Source organism: Nocardioides marmorisolisilvae, assembly GCF_003725775.1.
Taxonomy (GTDB): Bacteria; Actinomycetota; Actinomycetes; order Propionibacteriales; family Nocardioidaceae; genus Marmoricola; species Marmoricola marmorisolisilvae.
Genome location: NZ_RJSG01000002.1, coordinates 942,356 through 958,246 on the forward strand (window position 1 = coordinate 942,356; position 15,891 = coordinate 958,246).

Below are 15,891 nucleotides of genomic sequence, written 5' to 3' on the forward strand. Positions count from 1 at the left end.
GCTGGAGCAAGGCTAGTGATGCGCGGCCGCGGGAAGAGGATTTTGCCGGTCTTCGGCCGAGTCGGCGCCCAGATCTGCCGCGACCGACCACATCAGACCAGCACCTACCAACGCCAGGGACAGGACCAGGATCGCCGAGGGGGCGTTCCAGGCGCCGGAGGCGTACGAAGGGCTCACCCCGCGCTCGATGTCGAGCACGCGGCTCAAGGCGACGTACGTCGCGATCGCCGTGAAGGTCGCGGCCCCGGCGATGAGAAGGCGGTGCGGTCCGCGAGGCCGGGAATCGAGCGCCTGACCGGCGAGGAGCAGTAGCCCGAGTGAGTACGGGAGGCCGTAGCGCCCCTGCCATGCGCCCGCGTGCTGGTCGATCGTCCCCAGGCTGATGACGAACGGAACGCCGCCTGACAGCAGGACCGCGGTGATCATCGCGATGCGGTTCCGGTGGCCCCCGGTTCGCAGCGCTTGAACGACGACGGTGACTCCGATCGCGAGAACCAGGACGTAGACCAGCGCGGGACTCGGCTGGTCGCGGAAAGGGAATGCTGCGATCGACTGGAACAACCAGAGCGGGAGGAATCCGGCCGTAGTCGAGAGCTTGTCGCCCAGAGTGACCGCTCGGGTCGGCTCGGTGCCGACCACGAGGGCCTTCATCGTCTCGATCCACACGACGCTCCCTATCGCGGCGAGAACGAGAATCGTTGATGCGACCTGGACAGAACGAGTCCTGATCAGCTCGCGGACCCTAGCCACCGGGGCGGGACAAGTGATCAGGACGGTTACAGCGATCAGCACGCAGAACAGGGGCCCGAGGGACCGAATGGTCGCGAGCAGGACTCCCGAGGTGGTCGCGATCGCCAACAGGCTCCCGTCGACCCGGCGGGCGATCGCCGCCGGTGCAGCTGTCACCAGACCGATCAGCGAGCTCCAGAACGCGAATGCAGCGAGCATCTCGGACCCGTTCGGTGACGCGATCGCCGTGCTGTACAGGACGACGGGTGTGCATGCGGCGATAGCGCCTGCGTAGGCCCAGGCACTCCTGGCCCAGCGGCGCATCGCGAGAAGGCCGAGCAGGAAGAGCGCTGAGCACAGCACCGCGTTGGCCGCGCGCATCGCGTACAAGGCGGCTTCTCCGTGGAACGGCAGCGAGGGGTACCCGATGATCGCGTAGAACAGCGGGTGGTAGCGCCCGGCCCCCGTCGCGATCCGCACGGTGTCGCCGGTGCGGGTGCCGACGCAGTCAGCGTCAGTCGTGTACTTCAGCAGCTGGCACTCCGGGCGCGCCGCGTCGACGAAGCTCGCCGGCACGTGCACCCAAGCGCCGGTTCCTCGTGTGGCGTCGACGGGTCTCGGTGCCCACTCACCCCTGGCCACCGAGGCCGCCCGATAGGCGTGGTCGAACTCGTCGATGCCACCGAAGGCAGGAATCGCGAGAATCCAGGCCAGCTGGAGCACCAGCATGCCGGTCGCGGCGAGCACAAGGCGGCGCATGCTCAACGGCAGGCTTGCTGCGCGGTCGTGTGCGATGGCGTCCTCCCCGGTTGTTCGTGCAACGTCGCCGACCACCCATCGTAGGAACTCCTGGGCGTCCAGTAACCCGTTATGCCCACAACTGTGACCGGCCGCCCGTACGCTTTTGGGCTATGTCGACACCGGGGAGGCGACGGGCCAACCGTCTGCAGACGGCTGCGCTGGCCGGCCTCGGGTTCGGAATCGCAGCCTGGGTCGGGGCGGCGACCCTGATGTCGGACCGTGGTCTGGACACCTCGGACGAGGGTTTCTACCTCCTCTCGTACCGGTGGTGGGACAGCACGCCCAGGGTGTTCACGGGTGTCCAGTACATCTACGGGCCTGTCCTCGATGCTGTCGGGGACAGCGTGCCGGCGTTGCGCCTCGTCCGGCTCGTCTCGGTGATAGCCCTGCACGCGACGCTCGGCTGGGCAGTCGTGACCTGGTTGCGCGCCCGGGGCGCGCCTCGGCGGCTCAGCCCATCGGGGGAGCTGGTCGCGGTGGGCGCCATCACGGCTGCCGGAGCGGTTCAGTACGGATGGCTGCCCCTGAGTCCCGGATACAACGATGTCGCGGTCCTCACCTCGCTCGGACTCGTGGCGGCTCTTCTCCGCTGCATGCGAGCCGCCCATCTGGGCCGACCGCTGCCGGTGCTGCCCGCTGTTGCTGCCGGCCTCTGCGCGACGCTCTTGGTCGTGGCCAAGTGGTCCTCGGCAGCCCTTGTCCTGGCTCTCGTGGTCGTGGTTGGAGCCATCGCACTGCGACGGCTCGGCGCGCGCGGATGGATCCGGTTCCTGCTCGTTGGCCTCGGCAGCGTCCTGTTCCTGGGTGCCGGGTTCCTGTCCATGGCCGGAGGCACTTCGGTGATCTCCACCATCGTCGACGTGAACAAGCTGGCGGCGAGGACCGGCAACTCGCCGGCTGAGCTCGTCCGGATGTACCTGAACACCGGTGCCCACGCGCTTGGCCAGGCCTTGCTGTTGGCAGTCCCCGCACTGGTCTGTGTCGGCGTTGGACGTGTTCTTTCCACCCGTGGTGCGGTCCGGTCTGCCGCGATCGTCCTGGTCCTGGCCCCGATAACCGTCCCGTTCGTTGCCTGGCCCAGCCGATGGGCTGTGCCGCTGGGTGGCGCGGCGAATGTCGAGCGCTACACAGCGGTTCTGATCGCGCTCGGCGCTCTGGCAGCGGGAGCTGCGGTCCTGAACAGGAAGCGCTCCGGTGCCGACCTCCCCGACCAGGCGTCGGAAGAACCCCTCGTGCTGGTCTTGCTCCTTCTCGCGCCGCTGGTGCAGGCGATCGGCACCGGGAACGCCCTGTACCTCATCGCCGTCAATGCGTTCGGCTGCTGGGTCGCTGCCCTCGTCATCCTCGGCGCAGGTCTGGATGGGGCGTTGCGTGTCGTCGCGAGGACGGCGACGGCCGTTGCCGTCGCCGTCTGTCTCGCCGTGGGGACGTCAGGCCTTCTCGAGATTCCGTACCGGACGTCGTCGTACGCGGACTCGGATCAGCAGTTGGGCGGTAAGGGCATCACCGCGGGGCTTCGAGTCGGAAAGCTCCAGGCTCGCATTCTGACCGAAGTGCAGCAAGCGGCAGGTAACCCCGGCCGGGGAACCCCGATCCTCGGGTTCGACGAGATGGCCGGCTTCGTGCTGGCTCTGGACGGTCGCTCGGTGGGTGAAGCCTGGTACTCGGCGCTCGACCATCACCGCACTCGTGTCGGGATCGAAGACGCATGCTCAAGGCCGAACCCCTTCGCGGGTCGTCGTCCCGTGGTTCTCTTCGACCGTGATCCTGAGCCGGAAGACCTCACGGCGCTGCGTAGCTGCGGCATCGATCTGGGTGTCGGGTATCGACTGGTCCTGGTTCCTTTTCTCGCGGGTAAGTCGATCTTGGTCTACCGTCCGATCGAACCGAGGGAGCGATCGTGAACGACTCGAGTGTCACCAGAGGACGGCGCATCTCCATCGTCGTGCCCGCACTGAACGAGTTCGACAGCATCCCGGCACTCCTCGCACGGCTCGGGGATCTGCGCGCCGGTCTCGATGGCTGCGAGCTTGAGCTCGTTCTTGTTGACGACGGCTCGACCGACGGCACCGTCGAGCGATTGAACGCCGAGGCGCCTGCCTGGCTACCGGTGACGTCCGTGAGGCTTTCGCGAAGCTTCGGGTCGCACCAGGCCATCAGCGCCGGCCTTCGCGAGGCGCACGGTGACTGCGCCGTAGTTCTGGGAGCGGACGTGCAGGAGCCGCCGAGCCTGGTGGCCGACTTCGTGGACGAGTGGCGTGCAGGTGCCGACGTCGTCTGGGGAGTGCGACGTTCACGTACCCGTGGCTGGCGTTCAGAACTGCCCTCGCGCGCCTTCTCCTACCTCTTCACCAGGTATGCCGATCTGGCGAACTACCCGCCGGAGGGTCCTTCGGGCGTGCTGGTGGACCGCGCGGTGATCGACGAGCTGAACAAGCTCGAGGAGAGCAACCGCAATGTCCTGGCGCTCATCGCGTGGCTGGGTTACCAGCAAGTCCGGGTTTCCTACGACCAGCTTCCTCGGGAACATGGGGAGTCTCGCTGGACGCGACGCAAGATGGTGAAGCTGGCCGTCGACTCGTTGATCCAGTTCTCCTCGATGCCGCTCCGCGCAGGCACCTTCACGGGCCTCGCGGTAGCGGCTCTGGGAATGATCTACGCCGCGTTCCTGGTCGTGCGTTCGTTCTTCGGTGTGGAGACCCCTTCGGGCTGGCCGACGATTCTTGTCGTCGTCCTCGTGCTCGGCGGAATCCAGCTCATGGTCATCGGGATCATGGGAGAGTACGTGTGGCGAGCCGTTGAAGAGGTGAGGGGAAGACCTCTCTACGTGGTCCGAGGGATCGAGAAGCGACCGGAGCGCTCGCACGGAGGGGAGCAATCATGAAGTCGCAGGACAGTACTGTGCTCGTCACTGGGGGACTGGGCTACATCGGGTCGCACGTCGTGCGCCAGGTGCTCGACCGTGGCTGGAAGGTCCGGGTCCTCGACAACCGCTATCGCTCCGACCCGGGTGTTGCGCGCCAGATCGCAGACCTCGATCGTGTCGAGGTCATCGAGGGCGATGTCCGGTACGCGCACATGGTGGAGTCGGCGACCCGCGGCGTCGAGGCGGTCGTTCACCTTGCAGCGGTTTGCATGAACAAGAGCATCGCTGATCCCACCGAGAGCCTCGACGTCAACCTGATGGGGACACAGAACGTGCTCGACGCCGCGGGTCGGGCAGGAGTGCGCCGCATCGTCTACGGCTCGTCCGCCTCCGTCTACGGCGATCCGAAGTCGCTGCCGATGTTCGAGAGCGGCCCGTTCGCACCGATCACTCCGTACTGCGTAGCGAAGCTAGCAGGTGAGCAGATGCTCGACTTCTACGGCAGACGGACGAAGATGTCGTGGCTCGCACTGCGCTTCTTCAACGTCTACGGGCCCGGTCAGCCGACGGACGCGTACTACACCTCGGTCGTCAACACCTTCTTGAACCGGATCGCCCGTGGAGAGGCGCCGGTGATCGACGGCAAGGGCAGTCAGTCCATGGACTTCGTCCACGTCGAGGACGTGGCTCGTGCCGTGGCGCTGGCCCTCGATTCGGAGGCGACAGGCGAGGCCCTCAACGTCGGGACCGGACGACAGACCACGATCGCCGAGCTTGCTGAGGTGCTGATCAAGCACCTCGGCGTCGACGTCCAGCCGACGTTCTCACCGCGTGAGGTCCTCGTGACGCAGCGCGAGGCCTCGATCGACCGCATTCATCAGGTCCTGGGCTGGGAACCAGCGATCGATTTCGAGTACGGCATCGGCACGGTCATCGACTGGCTGAAGAGTTCAGGACATCCGCAGGCGTGAGTCCCGCAGCACCGGTTCTCGTCACCGGGGCAACCGGCCTTGTCGGTTCTGCGGTTGTCCGCGAGCTGCAGCACTCCGGTCAGCGCGTGATCGGCGTGAGTCGGCGTGCGTCCGGTGAGGCTCGCATCGACCTGGTGTCGCGGGAAGCGGAGAGTGACCTCGCGAAGCTCGGCGAGATCGGCGGTGTCATTCACTGCGCAGCCGTCTTCCCCGCGGTCGACAGTGGAGACGGGGCGGAGGCGTGCAGACTGGCCAACGCCACCATGGACGCGCATGTGGCTCGCCTGGCACAAGAACGCTTGTGCAGGGTGGTCATGTGTTCAAGCGCATCCGTCTACGGACCGCATAGCACTGACGACGAGGTCGAGGAGTTCGGGCCAACGAGTCCGGAGGGCCCGTACGCCCGAGGGAAGCTAGAAAGCGAACTCCTTTTTACAGGGCTCGGAAGCGGGAGCGTCTCACTCCGGATCACGTCTCCGTACGGCCTGGACATGACGAAACGCACCGTGCTGACGATCTTCGCCGAGCAAGCCCGCGCAGGCGGGCCGGTGATCTACTTCGGAAACGGCACCCGGACCCAAGACTTCGTCCACGTGGCTGACGTGGCCCGTGCCTGTGTAAGTGCCTTGGGCTCGGAGAGCGCCTCCGGTCCTTTCAACATCGGATCTGGGCGGCCTATCGGCATGCGAGAGCTGGCGGAGCTTTTCGTAGAGGAGGCCGGACTTGGCGGGTTTGCGCGCGCGTCTGGAACGCCGGACCCGCAAGAGCACCAACGAGCCAATTACTCGATCCGGCGAGCTGCTGAGGTGCTCGGCTGGGTGCCCACGATCGACCTGTTAACGGGTCTCCGCTCGCTGGTGAGATCATCGTGAGAACTGCCTTCATGTCGGACGTCCACGGGAACTTGCCGGCTCTTGATGCGTGTCTGGCACACGCTGAACGACGGGGCTGCGAACACCTGCTGGTGCTCGGAGACGTTGTCGGCTATTGGGACGACGGGATCGCGTGCCTGGACCGCCTGCGCTCCGTGGGAGCGTCGTTCCTCCGTGGAAACCACGAGGCGATGCTGCTCGGGGATCTCGATGTTCCGGCTGGGGCTGAATCGGTGTACCGGCTTAGTGAGACGCGTGAGCAGCTGTCAGCCGAGCAGCGCAGGTTCCTGGCCGGTTTGGAGCCTCGTCGCGAGCTCGAGCTCGGTGGCCGACGGTGGTTGCTCGTGCACGGAACTCCGGATGACCCGCTGGAGGGTTACGCGTATCCAGACGGCGATCTGGCGGCGTTCGAGAACCTGACGTTCGACTACGTCGTCATGGGTAACACCCATCGCGCCATGCTTCGAAAAGCAGGCCAGGTCACCGTAGTGAATGTCGGATCGGTTGGCCTCTCCCGGGACATCGGAAGTCGATCCACGTTCGGCGTGTACGACGCCAGCACCGATCAGTTGAGCATCGAGGAGGTCCCGATGAACGTCGACCTCGTTCGGCGTAACTACCCTGAGGCTCATCCATCTGTCAGAGCCGTCCTGGATCGGGGGCCAACGTGACCCGCGAGACGGTCGTCCTGGTCACGGGCGTCGGCGGCGCTGGGGTCGGCGAACAGATCCTCAAGGCACTCAAGCTGAGTGGTCTGCCGCTCGAGGTGGTCGTCACCGACTCCCGCCAGATGAGCCTCGGATTCTCGTCCGCACAGCACTGCTACTGGATTCCTCCGGCCGATCACGATGAGTACCTCGAAGCCCTGCTCGATCTCTGTGCGACGCACGAGGTTCAGGCGGTGTTTCCCGGCAGCGAGCCCGAGCTGAGACGCATCAGCGCCGATCGGGACGCGTTCATCAATCGCGGGATCGTCCTCCCGATCAGCCCCGCACACGTCATCGACCTGTGCATGGACAAGCATCTGAGCACCGCGTGGCTTCGCGATCACGGATACGTAGTACCAGCGACCACGCTTGTGGAGAGTCAGGACGATCTGGCCTCGATCGACTACTTCCCGGCAGTCCTGAAGCCTCATTTGGGTGGCGGCGGCTCGGCCAACATCATGCTTGCCCAGACCGCGGAGGAGTTGATTGTCTTCGGTGGATTCCTCCTCGCGAGCCTCGGTTCCTTCATTGTTCAGGAGTACGTCGGCACCGAGTCGGACGAGTTCACGGTAGGTGTGCTGAGCGACCTCGACGGAAACCTGGTGGACTCGATCGCGGTTCGCCGGGACATCACGAGCGGCTTGAGCAACCGAATCCGTGTGCCCAACCGAACGTCGCGGGCCGAGCTTGGCCCGATGCTGTCCATCAGCAGTGGCGTCTCGCAAGGGCAGGTCGATACGTATCGCGAGGTCACAGCCGAGGCTGAGCGAATTGCAGCCGACCTCGGTTCGACCGGTGCGATCAACATTCAGTGCCGCTTGTCCGAGGGCCGCCCGGTCGTTTTCGAGATCAATCCGCGATTCTCTGGCACGACCTCGGTACGTGCATTGGTGGGCTACAACGAGCCCGGCTGGCTCTTGCGGCGCCACGTTCTCGGTGAGGATCTGGAGGGCAGGATCGGATATCGATCTGGACTCGTTATGCGGGGCCTCGTCGAGGGCATCGGAGTCAGCGCAGACCGGCCAGAACGCTGGTGAGTTCTGAGGCGACGCGGACCTGATCGGCTTCGCGCAGTCCTACGTACATCGGTAGCGCCAGGTGCCGGGCGAAGAGCCGGGCTGACGACGGGCAGCTCGTCGACGGCTCGTAGACGCTCTGCTGGTGAAGGGCGTAGGTACCGATGTTGCTGCCGATGCCTCGCTCACGAAGCTCGACCACCGTCCGATTCCGATCCACACCGTCGGCGAGCGTGACCGCATAGGTCTGCCAGGTCGGCTGACGGTCGTCGAGCGTGGCCGGGACGGTGACGCCTTCGATCTGGCCGAGCAGCTCGGAGTAGCGCGCGGCGATTCGGCAGCGCTCGTCGAGGAAGCCGTCGAGCTTGCCGAGCTGCGTCCGTGCGACCCCCGCCAACACGTCCGAGAGCTTGTAGTTGTAGCCGAGGTCAGCGAACTCGGGGATCTCCAGGACTGCGGCGTTCTGCCGCGACAGCGCGCTACGCATGCCGAAGCACGACAGGCTGCGCATGCGGGCGGCCAGATCGGCGTCGTCGGTGACGATGACGCCGCCCTCGCCAGAGGTGATGCCCTTGCGGGCGTGGAGGGAGAAGACCGCGACGTCGCCGAAGGAGCCGCATGGACGTCCCTGGTACACGCCCCCCGCCGAGCAGGCAGCATCCTCGAGCAACCACAGCCCGTGCTCCGCGGCCAGTTTCTCGAGCTGGTCCCAGTCCGCCGGAACACCGAGGGCGTCGACACCGATGATCCCGCGGGTCCGGCTCGTGATCTGGTCAGGGATCAGGGAAGCGTCGATGGTGCCTGTGTCGGGGCGCACGTCGACGAAGCGGGGGATTCCGCCGACGTAGAGCACGGCGTGAGCGGTCGCCGGGAAGGAATAGTCCGCGACGAGCACCTCGTCGCCTGGTTCGAGCCCGAGTGCCTCGACGGCGAGGTGCAGGCCGGCGGTGCAGTTGTTGACCGCGACAGCGTGCGCTCGACCGGTCAGCGCGGCGAACTCCTGCTCGAGCAAGGTTCCCTGTGGGCCCTGGCCGGCCAACCAACCCGACTCCAGCACTGCGGCGACCGCTGCCAGCTCGGCCGCGTCTGTCGAGGGCCGGGTGAGCGGAATGTTCTCGCCGGCGGACGTCATCCCGTCAGGTTAGTCAGTCAAGGCCGAGCGAGAAGGCCGATTCGAGATCGTGCTGGGAGTAGGCCCGGAACGCGATGTGGGTCTCGGTCTCGATGACCCCGGGGACCTTGTTGAGCCGGTCGGCGATCGTGGCCGCGACGGCGTCGTGGTCCCGGACCCGGACCATCGCGATGAGGTCGATCTGGCCGGTGACCGAGTAGACCTCGCTGACCCCGTCGAGGGCCGCGATCTCCTCGGCGACCTCGGGGATGCGAGCGACGTCGGCCTTCACGAACACGATGGCGGTGATCATGTACCCAACCTACCGTCGCCAGCGGTCAGCGGGCCGGTTGATGCACGGTCGGCAGCGAGCGTCGTTCGTCGAACGGCACCATCGAGAGCCGGGACTGCTCGACGGCGTCGTGGGTGCGCAGGTGCTTGGCGGCACCGCGGACCGGGCAGGACCACTCGCCGTCCACCCGAACCAGCCGGACGCCGGGGGACTCGAGCCAGCGGAGCACCTTCTCGGTCTCCTCGGCGGTCGCCGCCGGGGTCGGGCCGAGGCCGGCAGCCACGGTCTCGGCAGAGGCCCGCAGTGTCTCGACGTACTCGCCCGCGTGGGCGTCGACCGGGATGACTCCTGAAGCAGCGAGCCGACCGAACCGGACCACGTGGACGCCCCAGTGGCCGGTGTCGTCCCGTTGGGCCGCGACGACCTCGGCGCACCGGGTCAGGGCGCGCAGGCGCTGGGTGCGGGAGACGGCTCGGATGAAGGCGGAGAGCCGGTCGCGGTGGACCGAGGCGTCCTCGTAACGCTCGTCGCGACTCAGCGCATCCATCCGTACCGAGATGGCCTCGACCACCTCGTCGGCCCGGGCCAGGAGGTTGTCGCGCAGCTCGGCCACCATCTCGGCATAGCTGTCCAGGTCGATGCTGCCATCGCATGGGGCCAAGCAGCGGTGCATCTCGGCCAGCACGCAGGCTGACCGCGACGGGTGCAGGGGGAGTCGCTCACTGCACTGGCGCACCGGGAACGTCTCGTGCAGCGCCGCGAGCGCCTTCTCGGCTCGCTTTCGCGAGGAGAACGGACCGACGTAGTCGGCGTCGTCGTCGATGACCTGACGGACCAGCGAGAGCCGCGGCCAGGGCTCGTTGGTGAGCTTGAGCCAGTGGACCTTCTCGGGGAACCGGCTGCGTCGGTTGTAGCGAGGCTTGTGCAGCGCGATCAGGCGGAGCTCGCGCACCTCTGCCTCCAGGGGAGTGGCGCAGACGATGCCCTCGACCCGCGTCGCGATCCCGACCATCTCGCCCATCCGCGAACGCGTCTCCGAGGCGGTGAAGTAGGAACGCACCCGGGCACGGAGATCGCGCGAGGTGCCGACGTAGAGGACCCGGTCCCGGTCGTCCCGGAACAGGTAAACGCCGGGGGAGTGCGGGAGGTCCTCGGCGAGGTGTCGCTTGCGGCGCTGGGCTGTCGAGACCCGCGACGTGAAGGTCTGGAGCTCTTCGAGCGTGTGCACGCCCAGGCTGCCGAGCCGTTCGAACAGACCGTGCAGGACGTCGACGGTCGCCCGGGCATCGGACAGGGCGCGGTGGTTCGGCGTCGTCGAAGCACCGAACGCGACCGCGAGCGAGCTGAGCTTGCAATTCGGCGCATCGTCGCGGGTGACCACACGCCGCGCGAGGCGAGCGGTGTCGAGCACCTCGAAACCGGGCCACGGGTGCCCGAGGGTCTCGGCGAAGTGCTTGAGGAAGCCGACGTCGAACGGAGCGTTGTGGGCGACCAGCACCGTGCCCCGGGCGAACTCCAGGAAGGCCGGGAGTGCCGAGTCGATCGGCGGCGCGGACGCGACCATGCTGTTGGTGATGCCGGTGAGCACGGCGATGAACGGCGGGATCTCGGAGTGCGGGTTGACCAACGTCTGGAACTCGCCGAGCACCTCTCCACCGCGGACCTTCACCGCACCGATCTCGGTGATCATCGACCCCTGCGAGACCGCGGCGCCGGTGGTCTCGAGGTCGACCACGCAGAAGGTCAGGTCGCGCAGCGGGCGGCCGAGCTCGTCGAAGCTCATCTGCATCGCCCAGCGCCCGGCCTCGCCGGCCGGCGAGCCGGCGGTCTCGTCGAGGTGGGCTGTGGTCATGACAACGACGGTAGGAAAGAGCGCCGACACAATCGGGGCGGACGCGCCCAATAGGGTGGTCCCGTTGCGGCGGCCGCCCCGGCCGTCACCGAGGAGACAAACGTGAGCGTCGCCCTTCCCGATCCGCACCAGCGCTGGCGCTGCGGCGGCTGCGGAAACCTGACGCGATTCGACGTCGCCCGCAGCCGGCGCACCACCGAGTACTGGCACTTCGACCTCGCGGGTGAGCACGCGGTCGAGGAGACCGAGCTGCGGGGCGAGGTGGTCGAGTCCGTGACGTGCCGCTGGTGCGGTCGGGCGGACGCGATCGAGCTGGTCGACCGCAAGGACGTCTGAAGAACTGTCGGAGGCTCCTGTCACTCTCGAATCAGTCCAGTCCCGGACTGGTCAGTGAGAAGGAGTGAACCCATGAGCGTGCGCATCGACTGCGACACCTGCTTGGTCCGCGGCCTGTCGTGCCACGACTGCGTGGTGACCGTCCTGCTCGGCCCGCCGCCCGAGCTCAGCTTCGACAACGAGGAGCAGCAGGCGCTCGCCGTGCTCGCCGATTCCGGCCTCGTCCCACCGCTGCGGATGGTGACGCCGATCAACGGTCGGGACGTCGAATCTGCCTGACCGAAGCGCTCGTGACGGGTGTGTCTCGAGTGACGAGTGTGACGTGTGTGACACCCGTTCGGTGAAACACGCGGACAGATGGGGCGCAGGTTTGGCGCGTCGTTACCGTTCGTTTATGGTTCTGGATCAGGTCCCTGCACGAGCCGCCGACCGCGGTGGCTCAGGGGCCGCGTCGAGTCCGGCGTCGTGCTTCTCGGAGAGCGCGAACCGGAGCCGGGGAACCAAGTTTTTGGGGTGAATCCCTGATGACCGGGGCCAGCGATGGCTGCGGTCGGAGGGGTAGGGCGATCTTTGAGCCCGAATCCGTCAGCTCACCTGGTAGACGTTCAAAGAAAGAGGAGAACGTCCGCTCGTGCTCCACGGCCGGAAGCGCATCAGCGCTCTTGTGGCGACCCTTGTCGCCCTGTTGACCGCCTTGGTGACCGTCGGGATCGGGCTTGCCGCGCCGTCCGCGGACGCGAAGCCGGATCTGAAGACCGTCAAGAAGCAGGTCCAGAGTCTCGACCGCCAGGCAGAAGCCGCCTCCGAGCGCTTCAACGCCGCCAACGTCCGCCTCGCCGCGACCAAGATGCGGCTGAGCGCGCTGAACGCGGATCTGGGACGCCAGCAGCGCCTCGTCGACGACATGCGCGAGCAGGTCGCCGCTCTGGTCGTCGACCAGTACCAGGGCAACGCCCTCTCGACCACCTCGCAGGTCGTGCTGTCGTCGAACCCGGACAAGTTCCTGGACAACCTCAGCGCCGTCTCCGCCTACAACAACCAGCGCGGCCAGGTCATGAAGGAGTTCAGCGCTCAGCTGAGCCGCCTCTACCTGCGCAAGCACGCGGTCAAGGCCGAGGCCCGCCACATCGCCAAGCTCAAGGCCCAGATGGCCCAGGAGAAGGCCCAGATCGACAAGAAGGCTGCGAAGGCGCACCGTCTGCTGGACTCGCTCCAGCCGGCCGTCCGGGCCAGCTACTACCGCACGGCCGCCAAGGGTTACACCGGCCCGCTGCCGGCGCCGCCGTCGAACCCGCGGGCCGCGACCGCCGTGAAGTTCGCGCTGGCCCAGGTCGGGAAGGCCTACTCCTACGGTGCCTCGGGTCCGAACGCCTACGACTGCTCCGGTCTGACCATGGCTGCCTGGGGTGCTGCCGGCGTGAGCCTGCCGCACTCCTCGAGCGCCCAGACCGGATCCGGCGCCCGGGTCTCCGAGAGCGACCTCGAGCCGGGCGACCTGGTGTTCTACTACAGCCCGGTCAGCCACGTCGGCATGTACATCGGCAACGGCCTGATCGTGAACGCGGAGAACCCGAGCTCGGGAGTCCGGGTCCAGCCGCTGCACTCGATGCCGTACGTCGGCGCGGTCCGCCCTGGCTGATACCGGCTCGCCTCGGCGTCGGCGGGCACTCCTCGGAGGTCTGCTGGCCGGAGCATTGCTGGTCGGGCCGACCGCGTGCGGCGGGGATACCAGCATCCCGCCGCCGAAGGCTTCCTCGGACTCCTCCGATGCCCGGGTCGCCGGTGCGACGACCACGGTCGACAAGCTCGCGGAGGTGCTGCGTTCCGCCGACCGGTCGGCGGCAACGAGCCTGGGCCTGGCCGGGTCGCGTGACCTGCTCGGCGCCGTGGCCGAGAACGTCGCCACGCTCCACATCGTCGACATCGGGTTCCGCCTGGTCGACGACGCCGCTCCCGCCGGCACCGACGACCTCGAGGACTACGGGCCGAACGCATGGCGGGGAACCGTCGACGTCGAGTACCGCCTCCGCGACTGGGACGTGAAGCCGACCCAGGTCGAGACCACGTTCGTCTTCGCCCCCACCGACACCGGTCAGGCCGTCGTCGACATCGGCGGCACCGAGGGGCGGACCCCGGTCTGGCTCACCGGACCGGTCACGGCGCTCTCGGCCGGCCGGACCCTGGTGATCGACCGCTCTGCGGGAGCCGACCGCTTCCTGCGCCTGGCCCGGAAGGCCCTCGTCGATGTCGGCCGGGTGCTGCCGGACTGGCACGGGAAGCTCGTGATCGAGGTCCCGGAGAGTGAGGACGGTCTGGAGCGTGCGCTGGGCGCCACGGCGGGCCAGTACGCGAACATCGCCGCGGTCACTGCCTCCGTGGACGGTTCGCTGGTCAGGTCCTCTCCCGTCCACGTCTTCATCAACCCGCAGGTCTTCGCCGGCCTCGGTCGCCGCGGGTCGCAGGTCGTCATCAGTCACGAGTCCACCCATGTGGCAACCGGGGCGACCTTCGCGTCGATGCCGACCTGGTTGCTGGAGGGGTTCGCCGACTACGTCGCGCTGGTGCACGCGAACATCCCCGTCTCGACCGCCGCGTCCCAGATCCTCAGCCGCATCCGCAAGGACGGCCCCCCGGACCACCTGCCCACCACCGCCGAGCTCGACCCGAGCGCGAACGGTCTCGGTGCGACGTACGAGGAGGCCTGGCTGGCGACCCGGTTCATCGGACGCGAGTACGGCGAGGCGAAGCTGGTGCGCTTCTACTACGCGGTGAGCGACGGGACCGACGTCGCGCATGCCTTCACCACGGTCCTCGGAACCACCGAGGCGGCGTTCGTGAAGCAGTGGCGAGCCGATCTGCGGGACCTTGCCGGGGGCATGGCAGGCTGACGGTATGAGTGACCAGGCCCGGGCGGAGGAGTCGGCTCGGGCCAGCACCAGGGTCAGCCTGGTGGTCGTCGTGGTCGCGGGCCTGCTGTTCGCGGTCCTGGCCGGAATCCTGATCCCGTGGCACTGGCTTCCCGGGCAGCACGTGCGAGCAGTGCCCGCGCGCAGCGTCTTCACCGCGGCTCAGATCGACAGGGCCGAGCACGTCTCGGCGATGTTCCGCTACTCCGGCTGGGCGAACCTCGCGATCGGGACCGGGGTCGCGCTCCTGCTGGGCCTCACCCGGCTCGGCTCCTCGATGATCGCGAGGCTGCCCGGCCGCTGGTGGCTCCAGGTTCTGCTGGGCACGGTCCTGCTCGTGGTCGTCTCGCTGGTCGTCCAGCTCCCGCTGGCCGCGTTCGGCCACCACGCCGATCGTCGCTACGACCTCAGCGGCCAGAGCTGGGGTCCGTGGCTCTACGACCAGGTCATCTCCGCGGTGGTGACCGCGGTGTTCACCGGGATCGGCCTGCTCGTGCTGCTCGCGATCGTGCGCCGGGCACCGCGCAGCTGGCCGGTCTGGGCCGCCGGCGCGGGAGCAGCGCTGACCATGCTCGGCTCGTTCGTCTACCCGGTGGTCGTGGAGCCGCTGTTCAACAACTTCTCCTCGATGCCGGCCGGGCCGCTGCGCACGGACATCTTCCGGCTCGCCGCCGCCGAGCACGTGCACATCGATGACGTGCTCGTGGCTGACGCCTCAAAGCGGACAACGACCTTGAACGCCTACGTGTCCGGCTTCGGCAGCACCCGTCGGGTCGTCGTCTACGACACGGTCCTCAAGGATCTGTCGAACCCAGAGATCGAGAGCATCGTGGCCCACGAGCTCGGGCACGCGAAGCACCAGGACGTGCTCGTCGGGACGGTGCTCGGCGCCCTCGGGGGAGCGTTCGGGATCGGGCTCCTCGGGCTGCTGCTCGCCGATCAGCGACTGCTCCGCCGGTCCGGTGCCCGGGACGCTGCCGATCCGCGGGTGCTCCCGCTGCTGTTCGCGCTGATCGCTGTTGGGACGTTTCTAGCGAGCCCGATCGAGAACACGATGTCCCGCGCTGTCGAGGCGCGCGCGGACCGCACCGCGCTCACGGTCACCCACGACCCGGTGACGTTCGAGGAGATGCAGAAGCAGCTGTCGCTCAGGTCCCTCGCGGATCCGACCCCGCCCCGGATCAGCCAGTTCTGGTTCGGCTCGCACCCGACGGTGCTGCAGCGGATCGGGATGGCGCGGCTGTTCGCCGAGAACCAGGACGAGCCGCGGTGAGGTCTGCGGTCAGCAGGTCGCGGTGCTGTCGAAGGTGCCGCTCACACCGGAGCTGACCTTGCCGCAGGTCTTGCTGAAGACGTCCTTGATGACGCCGCCGAAGATGAAGACGATGGCGACGATCAGGGCGGCGATGCCGGCGACCAGCAGGCCGTACTC

Annotated in this window: 15 protein-coding genes and 1 riboswitch; of the genes, 11 read left to right on the forward strand and 4 right to left on the reverse strand. The window is 67.5% G+C overall.

The features are described from left to right. Nucleotides 1-12: 12 nt before the first annotated feature. Nucleotides 13-1,488 (reverse strand): DUF2142 domain-containing protein, encoded by a 1,476-nt coding sequence (locus tag EFL95_RS08480; protein ID WP_148045012.1) that lies wholly within the window; start codon nt 1,486-1,488, stop codon nt 13-15. Between the two features lie 152 nt (nt 1,489-1,640). Here EFL95_RS08480 and EFL95_RS08485 point away from each other — a divergent pair, with 152 nt between their 5' ends. From EFL95_RS08485 to EFL95_RS08510, 6 genes are read left to right on the forward strand one after another with little or no spacing between them, the layout of a single operon-like run. After that, entirely contained in the window at nt 1,641-3,434 is a 1,794-nt protein-coding gene (locus EFL95_RS08485) for a hypothetical protein (protein WP_123233567.1), read from the forward strand. Then, nucleotides 3,431-4,414 carry a glycosyltransferase family 2 protein gene (locus tag EFL95_RS08490; protein WP_183407096.1) on the forward strand — a complete coding sequence of 328 codons (984 nt, stop codon included), beginning with the start codon at nt 3,431-3,433 and terminating at the stop codon, nt 4,412-4,414. Before EFL95_RS08485 ends, EFL95_RS08490 begins: the two co-directional genes overlap by 4 nt. Next, on the forward strand, nt 4,411-5,367 hold the full coding sequence (locus EFL95_RS08495) for an NAD-dependent epimerase/dehydratase family protein (RefSeq protein WP_123233569.1): 957 nt from the start codon (nt 4,411-4,413) through the stop codon (nt 5,365-5,367). The genes EFL95_RS08490 and EFL95_RS08495 overlap by 4 nt, the downstream gene beginning before the upstream one ends. Then, nucleotides 5,364-6,239, forward strand: a complete 876-nt coding sequence (locus tag EFL95_RS08500) for an NAD-dependent epimerase/dehydratase family protein (protein WP_183407097.1) — start codon at nt 5,364-5,366, stop codon at nt 6,237-6,239. The genes EFL95_RS08495 and EFL95_RS08500 overlap by 4 nt, the downstream gene beginning before the upstream one ends. An 11-nt stretch (nt 6,240-6,250) precedes the next feature. Next, nucleotides 6,251-6,910: a metallophosphoesterase family protein gene (locus EFL95_RS08505; RefSeq protein ID WP_148045013.1), complete on the forward strand. Its 660-nt coding sequence runs from the start codon at nt 6,251-6,253 to the stop codon at nt 6,908-6,910. Then, nucleotides 6,907-7,983: an ATP-grasp domain-containing protein gene (locus tag EFL95_RS08510; RefSeq protein ID WP_123233572.1), complete on the forward strand. Its 1,077-nt coding sequence runs from the start codon at nt 6,907-6,909 to the stop codon at nt 7,981-7,983. The genes EFL95_RS08505 and EFL95_RS08510 overlap by 4 nt, the downstream gene beginning before the upstream one ends. Here EFL95_RS08510 and EFL95_RS08515 read toward each other — a convergent pair. From EFL95_RS08515 to EFL95_RS08525, 3 genes are read right to left on the reverse strand one after another with little or no spacing between them, the layout of a single operon-like run. Beyond that, entirely contained in the window at nt 7,955-9,094 is a 1,140-nt protein-coding gene (locus EFL95_RS08515; RefSeq protein WP_123233573.1) for a DegT/DnrJ/EryC1/StrS family aminotransferase, read from the reverse strand. The two genes, EFL95_RS08510 and EFL95_RS08515, sit on opposite strands and share 29 nt — an antisense overlap. 13 nt (nt 9,095-9,107) lie before the next feature. Next, complete coding sequence (locus tag EFL95_RS08520; RefSeq protein ID WP_123233574.1) at nt 9,108-9,386, reverse strand: Lrp/AsnC family transcriptional regulator; 279 nt, start codon at nt 9,384-9,386, stop codon at nt 9,108-9,110. A gap of 25 nt (nt 9,387-9,411) precedes the next feature. Next, nucleotides 9,412-11,217 (reverse strand): DEDD exonuclease domain-containing protein, encoded by a 1,806-nt coding sequence (locus tag EFL95_RS08525; RefSeq protein WP_123233575.1) that lies wholly within the window; start codon nt 11,215-11,217, stop codon nt 9,412-9,414. Between the two features lie 102 nt (nt 11,218-11,319). On the opposite strand from EFL95_RS08525, the gene EFL95_RS08530 reads away from it, so the two are divergent. From EFL95_RS08530 to EFL95_RS08550, 5 genes are all read left to right on the forward strand, one after another. Further along, complete coding sequence (locus tag EFL95_RS08530) at nt 11,320-11,553, forward strand: hypothetical protein (RefSeq protein WP_123233576.1); 234 nt, start codon at nt 11,320-11,322, stop codon at nt 11,551-11,553. A gap of 72 nt (nt 11,554-11,625) precedes the next feature. Continuing rightward, a complete protein-coding gene (locus EFL95_RS08535) occupies nt 11,626-11,832 on the forward strand; it encodes a hypothetical protein (protein ID WP_123233577.1) in 207 nt (68 codons plus the stop codon). A gap of 191 nt (nt 11,833-12,023) precedes the next feature. Further along, nucleotides 12,024-12,172, forward strand: a riboswitch (cyclic di-AMP (ydaO/yuaA leader). 66 nt (nt 12,173-12,238) lie between these two features. Further along, entirely contained in the window at nt 12,239-13,192 is a 954-nt protein-coding gene (locus EFL95_RS08540) for a C40 family peptidase (protein ID WP_246004861.1), read from the forward strand. 55 nt (nt 13,193-13,247) lie between these two features. Further along, nucleotides 13,248-14,441 carry a gluzincin family metallopeptidase gene (locus EFL95_RS08545; RefSeq protein ID WP_123233579.1) on the forward strand — a complete coding sequence of 398 codons (1,194 nt, stop codon included), beginning with the start codon at nt 13,248-13,250 and terminating at the stop codon, nt 14,439-14,441. Nucleotides 14,442-14,445: 4 nt separating this feature from the next. Next, a complete protein-coding gene (locus tag EFL95_RS08550) occupies nt 14,446-15,732 on the forward strand; it encodes a M48 family metallopeptidase (protein ID WP_123233580.1) in 1,287 nt (428 codons plus the stop codon). The last annotated feature ends 159 nt before the right edge of the window (nt 15,733-15,891 follow it).